This window comes from Nostoc paludosum FACHB-159, assembly GCF_014698835.1.
Taxonomy (GTDB): domain Bacteria; phylum Cyanobacteriota; class Cyanobacteriia; order Cyanobacteriales; family Nostocaceae; genus Nostoc; species Nostoc paludosum.
Map to the genome: position 1 here is coordinate 1 of NZ_JACJTU010000005.1, position 12,704 is coordinate 12,704.

At 42.5% G+C, this 12,704-nt stretch carries 10 protein-coding genes and 2 pseudogenes; 8 read left to right on the plus strand and 4 right to left on the minus strand.

The genetic code is table 11. From position 1 onward, the window contains the following. From H6H03_RS06605 to H6H03_RS06635, 7 genes and pseudogenes are all read left to right on the plus strand, one after another. Window positions 1–135, plus strand: a pseudogene (locus H6H03_RS06605) (photosystem II D2 protein (photosystem q(a) protein)); the annotation flags it as partial. 680 nt (window positions 136–815) lie between these two features. Then, complete coding sequence (locus H6H03_RS06610; protein ID WP_190954356.1) at window positions 816–1,097, plus strand: 4a-hydroxytetrahydrobiopterin dehydratase; 282 nt, start codon at window positions 816–818, stop codon at window positions 1,095–1,097. 622 nt (window positions 1,098–1,719) lie between these two features. Then, window positions 1,720–3,438: an iron uptake porin gene (locus H6H03_RS06615; protein WP_190954357.1), complete on the plus strand. Its 1,719-nt coding sequence runs from the start codon at window positions 1,720–1,722 to the stop codon at window positions 3,436–3,438. A gap of 390 nt (window positions 3,439–3,828) precedes the next feature. Then, complete coding sequence (locus H6H03_RS06620; RefSeq protein ID WP_190954358.1) at window positions 3,829–4,266, plus strand: RrF2 family transcriptional regulator; 438 nt, start codon at window positions 3,829–3,831, stop codon at window positions 4,264–4,266. Between the two features lie 110 nt (window positions 4,267–4,376). Further along, entirely contained in the window at window positions 4,377–5,339 is a 963-nt protein-coding gene (gene cysK, locus H6H03_RS06625; protein WP_190954359.1) for a cysteine synthase A, read from the plus strand. Window positions 5,340–5,354: 15 nt separating this feature from the next. Beyond that, on the plus strand, window positions 5,355–6,056 hold the full coding sequence (locus H6H03_RS06630) for a J domain-containing protein (protein WP_190954360.1): 702 nt from the start codon (window positions 5,355–5,357) through the stop codon (window positions 6,054–6,056). 125 nt (window positions 6,057–6,181) lie between these two features. Further along, window positions 6,182–7,450, plus strand: coding sequence for a 6-carboxytetrahydropterin synthase (locus H6H03_RS06635; RefSeq protein WP_190954361.1), 1,269 nt, complete (start codon window positions 6,182–6,184; stop codon window positions 7,448–7,450). 104 nt (window positions 7,451–7,554) lie between these two features. Here H6H03_RS06635 and H6H03_RS06640 read toward each other — a convergent pair. The 3 genes and pseudogenes from H6H03_RS06640 to H6H03_RS06650 form a co-directional block, all read right to left on the minus strand. Then, window positions 7,555–8,142, minus strand: a pseudogene (locus H6H03_RS06640) (Uma2 family endonuclease); the annotation flags it as partial. 49 nt (window positions 8,143–8,191) lie between these two features. Further along, the gene (locus tag H6H03_RS06645) at window positions 8,192–9,160 is read right to left on the minus strand and encodes a PrsW family intramembrane metalloprotease (protein WP_190954362.1); all 969 of its coding nucleotides are present in this window, start codon (window positions 9,158–9,160) and stop codon (window positions 8,192–8,194) included. Further along, window positions 9,153–10,073, minus strand: coding sequence for a class I SAM-dependent methyltransferase (locus H6H03_RS06650; RefSeq protein WP_190954363.1), 921 nt, complete (start codon window positions 10,071–10,073; stop codon window positions 9,153–9,155). Before H6H03_RS06650 ends, H6H03_RS06645 begins: the two co-directional genes overlap by 8 nt. 184 nt (window positions 10,074–10,257) lie before the next feature. On the opposite strand from H6H03_RS06650, the gene mscL reads away from it, so the two are divergent. Further along, a complete protein-coding gene (gene mscL / locus H6H03_RS06655) occupies window positions 10,258–10,692 on the plus strand; it encodes a large conductance mechanosensitive channel protein MscL (RefSeq protein ID WP_190954364.1) in 435 nt (144 codons plus the stop codon). A gap of 83 nt (window positions 10,693–10,775) precedes the next feature. Here mscL and H6H03_RS06660 read toward each other — a convergent pair whose 3' ends face one another. Further along, the gene (locus H6H03_RS06660; protein WP_190954365.1) at window positions 10,776–12,446 is read right to left on the minus strand and encodes a DUF3352 domain-containing protein; all 1,671 of its coding nucleotides are present in this window, start codon (window positions 12,444–12,446) and stop codon (window positions 10,776–10,778) included. Window positions 12,447–12,704 lie beyond the last annotated feature (258 nt).

A 12,704-nucleotide genomic window follows, 5' to 3' on the forward strand; every position in this document is an offset into this window, starting at 1 on the left:
CCAGAGTTTGAAACTTTCTATACCAAAAACATTTTGCTCAACGAGGGTATCCGCGCTTGGATGGCTCCTCAAGATCAGATCCACGAACAATTTGTATTCCCTGAGGAAGTTCTACCTCGAGGTAACGCTCTCTAATTACAACAACCAACCATAACAATAATCAAAGTTGTGGTTGGCGGAATATTGGCACCGCCCAGATTAAATAATCTCCTTGCTTAATGCCTAGCTGGCGTCAATATTCCAAAGTCTCCCACCAAAAGGTGGGAGATTTTTTTGTATTTATGGTTAATACTCTAAATTTATGTGTTATCTTAGGTGAAGGTTATAAACCCAGAGCGAAATGCTCTGTCCCTTTGAGACTAAGACCGCTTAGGCAACAAGGAGGTGATGCCCATGATAGAAAGTAGTAAAAGCATGGGTCATCAGGTTGCAGTTAGCCGGCTGTGTGCCGGGGCTGTTCTTTAAAAGTTAGCCTTAGTCATCTTGAGAGACTAAGTTAGCTCAAGTAGCTAGGCTAAGCTAGAAGTCCCTTCCGGCAGTCTGGTTGCAACCTGAAGACCCGCTAGACCGCTCTGACTAAGATCTCCCGATCTCAATCAGAGCGGATAGTTTTTTGGGGTAATTTTTGTTTTATCAGTGGTTGCTATTCAAAACTCAGATGGTGAGACCTGGGGTAGGCAAAGCCAAGGCGTTAAAATTTTTCAAAAGTTAAATTAATAAAGTATCAACCTCTCATATTTCTGTGTGCAGAATCGAAAAAGTTCGGTTTCATGATATCCAAGATGTAACCAACATATAGTTAGGAATTTTTCAATATGGCACAACTACTAACTGAAACCGAAATTAAAGAACGCGCAAAGGTTCTTTCAGGTTGGGCCGTTGAAGGAGCAAAGTTGCAGACGACTCGTAAATTTCAGGATTTTATCCAAGCAATTGAGTTTGTCAACAAGCTTGTTGAACCTGCTGAGTCAGCAGGACATCATCCAGACATAGAGATTTCTTATAACAAAGTCAAGATTACACTTACAACACATGATGCAGGTGGATTGACCCAGAATGACTTTGATCTTGCTGGAGTGATTTCCCAAATTCAGTAACTGATTTTTTTAACATTAAGTTCAGCTTATACCTTAGGCATTAGTCATTTGTTCCTTCTAAATAACAAATGACCAATGCCCTATGACCTATTTAAAATCCTTGATTTTTAGCTACTTATGTATGGGTGGAATTGATATTTCATCTTGGTTTGTTCCAAAAATATTAGACGAACTTATTTTGCATAAATGAGTGATTAGTTCGTTAATGCTGTGTAGTTTATGATTGTCAAGGCTTGATGCAACGTATAACTCTCTGCCGAGAAACTGCTAAGCCCCTAAAGCTTTTAAAGATTTAGCTAAGTTAGATTAGCCATAGCCTCAAACCCTACTCGCTACTTGGATACATAAATGGCTGATGTGTGACAGTTATTAAGGCGTCGCTTCAATGTTGCCATCTCAATTTAATGTTTTATAATATTTTGATATAAGGATATGTTTTTGCATAAGTTAATCACATCAATTTTTAACTCTAAGTTAATCGTTTATTAGCTTTGCGAAAACTAAAATCGTAAGTAGAGGCATTCATGCCTCATCCACAGGTTTCAAAATGAGATGCCGCATTTTTAAGAATTAGGTGCAAGAAACCGAATTATCTATACAAGGTGTGAGGAGTAAAGAAAAGATGTCTAATCTCTTGTGGAAATCCTTATTGGTTAGCCCAGCAGTTTTGGGAGCAACATTACTAGTCTCAACAACAGCAATTGCGGCTCCAAATACAACCACTGAAGTATCATCAGGCGAACAACCAGCTGTCACTGAAGTTGTCCAACAGCCAGACATATTGGCTCAAACAACCTTAGACCAGATTAACCGCTACAGTAACGAAGGTAACAAAAATAACTCTCAGTCCCAAGTAACATCAGTTTCGCAATTTTCTGATGTACAGCCTACTGATTGGGCATTCCAAGCATTGCAGTCCTTGGTTGAGCGCTATGGTTGTATAGCAGGTTATCCAAATGCCACTTATCGCGGTAACCGTGCTTTGACACGTTATGAATTTGCCGCTGGTTTGAATGCCTGTTTGGATAGAGTCAACGAATTGATTGCTACGGCAACAGCTGACTTGGTAACCAAACAAGACTTAGCAACCTTACAGCGGTTACAAGAAGAATTTTCGGCAGAATTGGCAACCCTACGGGGTCGTGTAGATGCCTTAGAAGCACGCACCGCCGAATTAGAAGCCAATCAGTTCTCGACTACCACCAAATTAGTTGGTGAAGCTGTTTTTGCAGTTAGTGATATTTTTGGCGGAAACACTGGTGATGCCAACAACACGGTCTTCCAAAACAGAGTACGTTTAGATTTGCAAACCAGCTTCACTGGTAGAGACGTGCTGCACACACGTCTTGCTGCTGGTAATAGCACAGCCTTTTCACAAATTGATAATGCTGGTGCTCCTATTAACACTGCTGAAGGCACACAAACATATCAAGTTGGTATTGGCGATGGTAACAACAGCGTCAGAATAGACCGATTGACCTATGAAGTTCCCATCGGCCCAGCCCAAGTTTACCTCGCAGCTAGTGGCGGACGACACAGCCATTACGCCGCGGTCAACAACCCTTACTTTTTCGATCAAACCGACGGGGGTAACGGTGCGCTGTCCACCTTTGCTTCTGAAAGTCCCATCTATCGAATTGGTGGTGGTGCTGGTATAGCGCTGAATATACCTTTGGGTAAAGGTGGCGGTATTCTAGGAAATAGTTCAATCACTGCGGGTTACTTGGCATCAGAAGCTAACGATCCTGCCCTCAGTGCAGGTCTTACTAACGGCGACTATGCAGCTTTAGGACAGTTGAACTTTAGCCTTGGCGATCGCGTAGCTTTAGCTGCGACCTACGTCCACGGTTATAATGCCGCAGGTGGTTTCTTGTTCAACTCCGGTAACAGTACAGATGGAGATATTGTTGCAGTAGGTACTGGACAAGCTAACACTCTAAGTCTTGTAAATGGATCTTCTACTAATTCCTACGGTGTGTCTGCTGCGTTTAGACCCAGCGATAAACTATCCATTAGTGGCTTCGTTTCTTACCATGATGTCACAGGCTTTGGTATAGGTGATGATTTTGAAGCTTGGAGCTATGGTGTTGGGGTAGCTTTACCTGATTTCGGTAAAAAAGGCAATGTTTTAGGTATTTTTGCTGGTGCAGAACCCTATGCACGTAACCGAGCAGGTTTTGTTGGAAATGACATACCTTATCACTTTGAAGGCTTCTACAAGTATCAGGTATCAGATAATGTCTCAATCACTCCTGGTGTGATCTGGTTGACCTCTCCTGGTCAAAACAGCGCTAACGACGATGCAATTATCGGTACGCTGAGAACGACCTTCACCTTCTAGAGCATTGACAATCTGCGAATAATTTAACTTAATTGCTCCCCGCCACGAGGCGGGGCTTTTTGTTGTTCGTAGCAGCAACAAATAAACCCCAGTTGTTAACCGTAGTATAATAGAGGAGTTAGGAGTCGTAACTTTAGAATTACAGCGAAATTCTCCAAGCCAGAATTTGGAAGTAAAACAGGCTTTACCCCAGGCTACCAGACTGAGGTTGTGTACTTAATCAACTTATAACTCGGTTGTCAAAACTTCTAACTTTGGCAATTTTATATTTTGGATGGCACTAAAGTTGTGCTTCCTGCATAAGTTGGATTTTGGATTGATGGAAAAATCTAAAATTTAAAATCCAAATTGAACGACTCCTAACTCCCAACTTATAAACCATTATTGCTTGTGGAACTATCGTGTAAATGTGAATATGCAATTCTAGCTTTATTAGAGATAGCTGCCCATTACGAAAGCGGCGAACCACTACAAATTCGAGAAATTGCAACACAACAAAACATACCCGATCGCTATTTAGAACAACTACTAGCAACCTTGAAGCGTGGAGGTATAGTCAAAAGTCAACGGGGATCAAAAGGTGGTTATTTATTAACCAGAGAACCTCGAAAAATTATCCTTTTTGAAATTTTAGAATGTTTAGAAGGGCAGGAGGTGAGGGCGTGCCAAGAAGATCTTAATTTCAAAAAAGTAGAAAGTTCACTTATTGAAGAAATTTGGCAAGAAGCAAGTCACGCGGCGAATTTAGTTTTACAAAAATATACACTTCAGGATCTTTGTGAAAAAATAAATTCCCGACGGCAGCTAGACATCATCTACTACATTTAGTCATTAGGAGTTAAGAGTTAAGAGTTATTCTTCTTGCCCTCTTGTCTCCCCTGCCCCTTTGCCCCTTTGCCTGTTCCCATGCCCAATAATTAATAACTAAGGAATAAATTATGCGAATTGCTCGTAACATTACAGAATTAGTTGGCCGTACACCTCTAGTGCAGTTAAACCGTATTCCCCAAAGCGAAGGATGTGTTGCTGAAATTGTGGTGAAACTAGAAAGTATGAACCCATCGGCATCGGTCAAAGATCGAATTGGGGTAAGTATGATCAAGGCTGCCGAGGAAGAGGGGCTGATTACTCCTGGTAAGACAGTATTGGTAGAACCTACCTCTGGAAATACTGGAATTGCTTTGGCAATGGCAGCAGCAGCTAAGGGTTATCGCTTAATTTTAACTATGCCAGAGACCATGAGCGGAGAGCGGCGGGCAATGTTGCGGGCTTTTGGAGCAGAACTGGAACTAACACCAGGAATGGAAGGCATGAGTGGGGCAATTAGCCGAGCGCAGCAGATAGTTAATAGTATGCCAAATACTTATATGTTGCAGCAGTTCCGCAATCCAGCCAATGCAAAGGTGCATCGGGAAACTACAGCCAAGGAAATCTGGGAAGATACTGATGGACAAGTAGATATAATTGTGGCAGGAGTGGGTACAGGTGGTACGATCACTGGTGTGGCAGAAGTGATTAAAGCACATAAGCCTAGTGCTAAGGCGATCGCTGTGGAACCGGCCAATAGCCCAGTTTTATCTGGAGGACGACCAGGGCCGCACAAAATTCAGGGAATTGGCGCTGGATTTATCCCGCAGGTGCTAAAGATAAAATTGATTGATGAAATAATTACTGTCACCGACGAAGAAGCGATCGCTTACAGTCGGCGTTTGGCAAAAGAAGAAGGGCTACTATCTGGAATTTCCAGTGGGGCAGCTTTATGTGCAGCAATTCGCGTTGCTCAACGCGAAGAAAATCAAGGACGTTTAATTGTAATGATTCAGCCGAGTTTTGGAGAAAGGTATTTAAGTACACCGCTGTTCCAAGACTTGGAGACCAAGTTAGCCGCTAGCGTCAGCTAACGATACATTGAATTAATGGTCAATTCTAAACACGTTTCTAACCATTACGAAACTCTCAAAGTTAGTCCAAATGCTAGCCAAGCGGAGATAAAGCAGGCTTATCGCCGCTTGGTTAAGTTATTTCATCCTGATAGTAATCAGGAAACAGCCGATCGCGAGGAGATTATCCGCATCAATGCAGCCTACGAGGTCTTAGGCGATAACCAAAATCGCCGCAATTATGACCAACAACTGCAAGATAAATCTCGAAAATTAGATGGCGATCGTCAACAGCGTACAGCATCAGCCCAAAAACGTTACCAGGCAACCCGCAAAACCGGACGGGATGCTGATGAGGAAGTCGAAGAATGGCTGCGTAAGGTTTATCAACCAGTAAATCGCTTACTTTGTACCATTCTTTATTCTTTAGAAGAACAAATGGAGCAATTAGCTGCCGATCCTTTTGATGATGAGTTGTTAGATGAATTTCAGGAATACTTAAATACCTGTCGTAACGACTTGAAGCAAGCACAAACTACTTTTCGTTCCCTGCCCAATCCCCCTAGTTTGGCAAGAACAGCGGCTCACCTTTACTACAGCCTAGATCAATTAGCAGATGGAATTGAAGAGTTAGGTTATTTTCCTTTGAACTACGATGAGCGCTATTTGCACACAGGTCAAGAACTATTCCGCATAGCTACGAGATTACACTGTGAGGCACAAGCATCAGTAGGTTAATGGGTATGGGAAAACGCTGTGATGCTCTGACGCAGACAAAAACTAATGACTGATGAGACAGGAATTAGTTTATGCTGGAAAAAGTGAAAGGTTAAGAAATTTGAAGTTTTATTGCCACTATACTTATGAAATGCATTATTAATCGTCGCGCTCAGTTTTCGGCAAGTCATCGTTATTGGTTACCAGAACTGAGTGAAGCTGAGAATATTGAGAAATTTGGTGTGAGAGCGAAATTTCCCGGACAAGGGCATAACTATGTCTTATCAATCTCCCTTGGCGGAGAAGTAGACGAATATGGCATGGTGTTGAATTTGTCGGATGTAAAACATGTCATCAAGCGAGAAGTTACAAACCAACTAGACTTTTCTTATCTCAACGATGTGTGGGCAGATTTCCAAGAAACTCTACCTACCACTGAGAATATTGCACGGGTAATCTGGCAACGGCTAGCACCCCACCTTCCTATAGTTGGCGTCCAGTTGCTTGAAAATTCTCAACTTTGGGCAGATTACACGGGAGAGGGAATGGAAGCCTATGTCACCATTAGTACTCACTTTAGCGCTGCCCATAGGCTAGCTCCTAATATCAGTCCTGAGAAATACGGTAAATGCACCCGTACTCACGGACACAACTACCATCTGGAAGTCACTGTGAAAGGGAAAATCGACCCACGCACTGGGGCGATCGTAGATGTAGATGCCCTAAAGCGAGTGGTGGAAGATTATGCAGTGGAACCACTAGATCACTCCTGTTTAAATAAAGACATTCCTTACTTTGCCGAGATTGTTCCCACTACTGAAAATATTTCACTTTACATCAATCATTTACTGACTTCACCTATTCAGGAATTGGGAGTCGAACTGCACAAAGTTAGGCTGTTTGAAAGTCATGAACTTTGGGCTGATTATGCCAAAAACGGAACGGAAACTTATTTCACCGTCAGTACTTACTTTAGCGCTGCTCATCGGCTGGCTGACCCCAACCTCAGTCAAGAAAAGAACACTGAGATTTACGGTAAGTGTGCGCGTCCCCACGGCCACGGACACAACTATTATTTAGAAATTACTGTTAAAGGAGAGATTGACCCAATTACTGGGATGATTGTCGATTTAGGTGGTTTGAATCAGATCGTAAAAAATGATGTGGTAGAACAATTCGATCACACTTTTATAAACGAAGACGTTCCTTACTTTGCCGAAGTTGTACCTACTAGTGAGAATATCGCACTTTACATTAGTAATTTACTGCGATCGCCCATTCAAGAATTAGGAGCCGAGCTTTACAAAGTTAAACTCTTTGAAAGTCCCAATAACTCCTGCGAAATCTACTGTACCGAGTCTGACACAAATTCAATCAGTGCAACCGTGAGTCAACCAGTATTAGCAGAGGTTTAGTAATTGGGCATTGGGCATGGGGCATGGGGCATTGGGCATTGAGCATTGAAAGTAAACACTGAGGATTTATTCTCCTTGTCCCCTTGTCCTCTTCCTATACCCAATTAGAAAAGTTTACTTACTAGGCAGTTAAAACCAGGCAGCAAAGGACTTGTCAATTCATCTTGATGAAATAAAGTACTTACTAGTTTTAATACAGCTTGTTCGCGGCGATAAATTTCAACTTTTTTCTGTATACAATCGCAAATCCAATATTCTTGAACTCCTTGCACTGAATACAGTTTTAGCTTTGTTTCTTTGTCGCGTTTCTCGTTTTTTTCGCCGGGTGAGAGAACTTCTACTACTAACTCTGGTGCGCCTGTGAGGTGTCCAGCTTCATCTAGCAAGAGTTTTAAGCGTTCGTGACTTGCCCAAACCACATCGGGGATCACATTGTCTGCATCTGAGAAAATAATTCCGGGGGCGATGTCTGACGACAAGCTGCTCCGCATCTACGCAGCTTTACCTAAACCAGTTTCATCTGACCAAATATTAAGAACTGTAACAATATTGCCGCAGCTCGTTTGATGAACCCAGTTAGGTGCTTTGGTCACAAATAATTCTCCATCAATAATCTCATAGCGATTTCTGCGTTCACGAAGTGTCTCGGAACGAGAATCGCTTGCGAAGAACTCTAGGTCAGCAGTTGTCCAACTGGAATTATTTGCATAAAAACCCCCTAGCGTTTTCTTAAATCATATTTTAATAAAAATACCGACGGCGGGCGGTACGTCGCAAATAGCGATAAATGCCCCAAGCTAAAAACCCGAAAAAGAGATTTAGCAAAAACCGAGTAAGTATAAACCACAATATATCAGATTCAAAAAGTATCGATGGATTCAACGGGCTAACAATTCTGACTAAGAGAAACAGCCCAAAAATAGCATTTCCACCTAGTAAAAGAGCAAACAGTACTAAACTTCTTTGCCAGTAACGTTGTTGGAGTGTATAGGCTGAGATTAGGATAATGGGGGGTTTGCGTTGGACTTTTCGCAGTAATTGTTCCAATCGCCAAAACATCCACAAGAGGAAGGGGAAGAAACCATAACTCAAAAAACGTAAGGGCAGTGAGTAAGCCCAAGCACTAGATAGGACATTAACTATGGCATGACAAATTACAGAATTTACCCAAGCCGTAAAAATAAACTTTCTATTTTGATTTAAACCAGTGTTGGAGGAAATATAGACTCCTAACGCATATCCCCAAGGTGCAGAGAACATAGCGTGGACTGGCGTACCGATAGTACGTTCAAAAATTGATGCTGTACCGTGGAAAAAGTAAATCCAGTTTTCTTCGGCAGTGAATCCAAGGGCAACAGCTATAGTCAAGATAAAAACGCTAGAGAGAAGTAATCTATATCGGCGTTGCAGATAGATTGGAATCACAACGGCAGCCAACTTGCAGCCTTCTTCAATTGGGCCTATTTCTACGAGTTGCCGCAGGGCAATACCAGGAAGCGATCGCTTCATCTGATGCCAGTTTACAACCGAGTTGGCTACAGTTTCAAAAATCCATTCCAGGCTCAGGGCTAAAATACCAGATATTGCCCCGAAGATAAAGAATATCAGCAATCTGAGCAGAGCCGGGGCAAATGGTATTCGACAATAATAGTAACCTAGCAGCAGCAAGGGTGGTATTGCTGCCCAAAAAACTAGAGATAAATCAAGCACTCACCTGAGCAATAATTGTACGGTGACGATGGGTATTGTTAGCGATCGCGGGACTTTGAAAACCCGCCTCAATAATAGCTTGCTCAATGTCCAAAGCAAAATATTCATCTAAATATGGCTCAGTACTTTTGAGCAAAGTCAAAATATAAGCTGGCATCTTTTTGTACACTTCAGAATTCGGATTCATGTCCATGATTGCCAAGCGACCACCCGGACGCAGTACCCGCCTAGCTTCAGCAAAAATTTGTCGAGTTGCTGACTGGGGTAATTCATGAAACATCAGGAAAACCGAAACTAAATCAAAAGAAGCATCAGGTAGTCCAGTAGATTCTGCTTGGGCATGAAGCCAATTAATTTTAGCTTGGCGTTGCCCAGCGTTGTAATGGGCAACAGCTAAAAAGTAGGGAGATAAATCCAAACCTGTGATTTGGGCTTGGGGATAAATTTCTTGCAAAGCAAAAGTACTCAAACCCACACCGCAGGCTAAATCTAGAATGTTTTGGGGTTGATTGGGGAGTTGCGCTTTGAGAATATCGTGGTAACTTTGGCGCAGTTTATCATCTCCTTGTGCTCCAGCATCCCGCCAAATTCCAGCATGGACAGTACGAGCTGCAACTTTTAGCTCCCAAGCAGCTTTCCAACTCAGGTTTCCACCTTCGTAGGCATGGAATGGGCGCAAGTAATATTCTGGGTAGGAAATATGGGGATTTTCTACTTGAGCTAGATCGGATTTCCAATCACGCGCCTGTAGTGTTTCGACTTCTTGCGTCCAAGGCACACCAATTCTTTCGGCACGTTTAATCATCATTTGTCTAGCTTGATGCTTGGCTAGGTTGGCTAAAGGCTGGATTGCCAGTATGGTATTCACCAAGCGGGAAGCGAAGCTAAGATTAGTGTTTACAGCAGCGGTCATAAATCAGTTTGCATTTAACAGCCTCTTTTACTTATGACATAATTGCTCGACACGAGTCTAGAAATGAAATGAATTGAATTATCTAACCAGCGTGGGTAGTTTACCAATATCTATCTCAACAGAGAGGGCAAAAAGCCAACTGCCATATAAAAAAAGACTACAACTAACTTTTCGAGTCTCAACTATGGCAAGAGCAAGAAGAAGAGCAAGTGGCTTTTTGAGAGATTTTCAAGAATTTGCCCTCAAAGGTAGTGTACTTGACTTAGCGATCGCTGTAATCATTGGCACTGCCTTTACTAAGGTGATTACCTCCTTGGTTGAGAATGTGATTATGCCATTGATTAATCCCTTAATTAGTGTCACCGGTAAAGATTGGAGAACCATCACAGTAAGTCCAGGAATTGCCATTGGTCAGTTTCTTGGTGCAATTCTGGACTTTTTAATCATTGCTTTCATCTTATTTATAGGGATTCGCGCCTTACAAAAATTGAAGAGACAGGAGGATGTCGCCATTGAATCTCCACTCTCAGATCCTAAGCTTGCATCTGAGGAAAGACTGACTGGTGCATTGGATAGGCTCAATCAGACATTGGAGGCTCGGAATAATCAAGTTTTGTAGCTGAGAGTGTGGAAATTGGGAGATGGGGGCACAGGGGCAGAGGAAGGAGGGGAGACAAATGCCCTATGCCCTATGCCCCTAACCTATTTTGCACGCTTGAGAGCTAACAGCATCTCTAATTCACTGGTGGATTTGTCGGGGCTGGTGGCGGTAATACCAAAGCCACGAATGGAACTGAGGATAGTATTGGCTTCGGCAGAGATGAGACTATTGACTACGGGCAAAGTTTTAGTTTTTTCCATATCTAAATAGAAATAGCCGCTGTTGGGTTTTTGCAAAGAACCTGTAACAGCTTTGAAAGCTTCGCTCTTGTCGAGAGATTCACTCTTGCGATCGGCGATCGCGTCAGCAATGGGGCCACCAACAGCCACAAACACAGTGTCTTGATCCAGCCAACCATGTGCTAATAAAGCTCCTTGTTGGGGGATTTGCCATTCAGTTACGTCTTTACCGCCGATATTTCTCTTGGCGATGTTGATTTGTTGGGTTTTGGCGAGGGTATCCAATTTTGTGAATGTGGCTTCGGCTGTTTTGCGATCGCTGGTGTCAAATACTAAAGCACCTCCAAAACCAACACTCGCTAACACCCCTTGATTTGAGGGAATCGCACCTAAGGCGAATTCCCCGTTCATCCAGCCAAAAATATCCTTATCCAAGTCAATATTGACAAATTTCAATTGTCCGCGCACTTGTTCTAGGGCTTGCTTCAATTCTGGAGAATCTTTTGATTGTTCGACTACTGTTTCCCAGCCACGACTGATGCCGTTTCCGTTCACCAAAGCAAAGGTTTCTGTGGGAAATTGCCCGACTATATTCCCAGGAGTTGATTGATACTGATATTTGATCAGTTGCGGATCTAAATTAGCGATCGCTTTGACTCGCACTCCTGCATCATCAACACCAACACCCGCCACCACAGATTTCACCTGCTTTAGTTGTGCCAAGGTTTGTGGCGGTAACTGCGTTCCTTGGGGACTTGCGGCTGCTAATTGCTGTACCATGCCTGCATAGTCTGGTACATAAACTTGAGCAAGGCTGTTTTTGACATCCACTCCTTTGAGAATATTGCTTACACCTTCTTTACTGGCAAAGGAGGACTGTCCTTTAAATGTGTCAATTGCTTTTTCTACAGCTTGCTTTTCCGGCGCTAATACCAAGTGATTATTATCTAAAACAACGCTATAGGTAGGTTTGCCATTTTCTGTAGTTTCAATAATTTTTTGACCTTGGTAGTCAGATTCCTTGAATTTAACGCCTTTTTGGGACTTTAATTTGTTAGCAAAATTCAAGGCACTGATTTTGTCCTTGATTCCCACTACTACCAAGATATTTGGTTCTGGCTGTACATTTGGCGGTGGAGTGGGTGCGCCAGGGGGCAAATTTAGCTGTACTGGTTTGGCAGGATTTGGTGGTAACAGAGCAATCATCACACCACCAGCCCAAGGCTTGATATCTTTTTCATAAGAAATGTTACTGTCACTGAACATTTCCTTATTCAAATCTTCCAGACCTTTGGCTACTAACTTTTGTGCTTCTGGGGTGCCAAACTGCCGTAACTTTTCCCAGGCTTGAGGGTCAGTAGTAATATAGGTAGCCATCATCGCTGTTGAAGGTACTACTTTTGCACTGCCTAGAGCATCTGAGCTACCCCCTGATGGGCCGCCTTTTAAATACGTATAAGCTGCGATACCTCCTACTATAACTACGGCGGCACCAACAGCAGGAATAAGAAACTTTGATTTACTTTCAGGCATTATTGTTATCTATCCTCTTTTGCTGAGATTGTTACCGAGATTTATACAAGTGTCATTGTAGAGTTTTCGGATCTATTGATAATTTCACTCATCCATTGCTACTGGAGTTTAGACTAACGCATGACAAAAGTACTCAGCAGCGCCGTTGTTGACAAGCTGCACACCTGAAAATGTAAAAACTAAAAGCTGAAGCTGACTTTGTTGGTTGTTTATTGGTTTTAAAAGTAACCTTTTTAAAATTTATCTACCAAATTATAC

Excerpts from the sequence above, each read along its gene's own strand:
- H6H03_RS06635 (WP_190954361.1), top strand. The coding sequence starts at position 6,182 with ATGAAATGCATTATTAATCGTCGCGCTCAGTTTTCGGCAAGTCATCGT.
- H6H03_RS06660 (WP_190954365.1), bottom strand. The coding sequence starts at position 12,446 with ATGCCTGAAAGTAAATCAAAGTTTCTTATTCCTGCTGTTGGTGCCGCC.
- H6H03_RS06615 (WP_190954357.1), top strand. The coding sequence starts at position 1,720 with ATGTCTAATCTCTTGTGGAAATCCTTATTGGTTAGCCCAGCAGTTTTG.
- H6H03_RS06630 (WP_190954360.1), top strand. The coding sequence starts at position 5,355 with ATGGTCAATTCTAAACACGTTTCTAACCATTACGAAACTCTCAAAGTT.
- mscL (WP_190954364.1), top strand. The coding sequence starts at position 10,258 with ATGGCAAGAGCAAGAAGAAGAGCAAGTGGCTTTTTGAGAGATTTTCAA.
- H6H03_RS06610 (WP_190954356.1), top strand. The coding sequence starts at position 816 with ATGGCACAACTACTAACTGAAACCGAAATTAAAGAACGCGCAAAGGTT.
- cysK (WP_190954359.1), top strand. The coding sequence starts at position 4,377 with ATGCGAATTGCTCGTAACATTACAGAATTAGTTGGCCGTACACCTCTA.
- H6H03_RS06650 (WP_190954363.1), bottom strand. The coding sequence starts at position 10,073 with ATGACCGCTGCTGTAAACACTAATCTTAGCTTCGCTTCCCGCTTGGTG.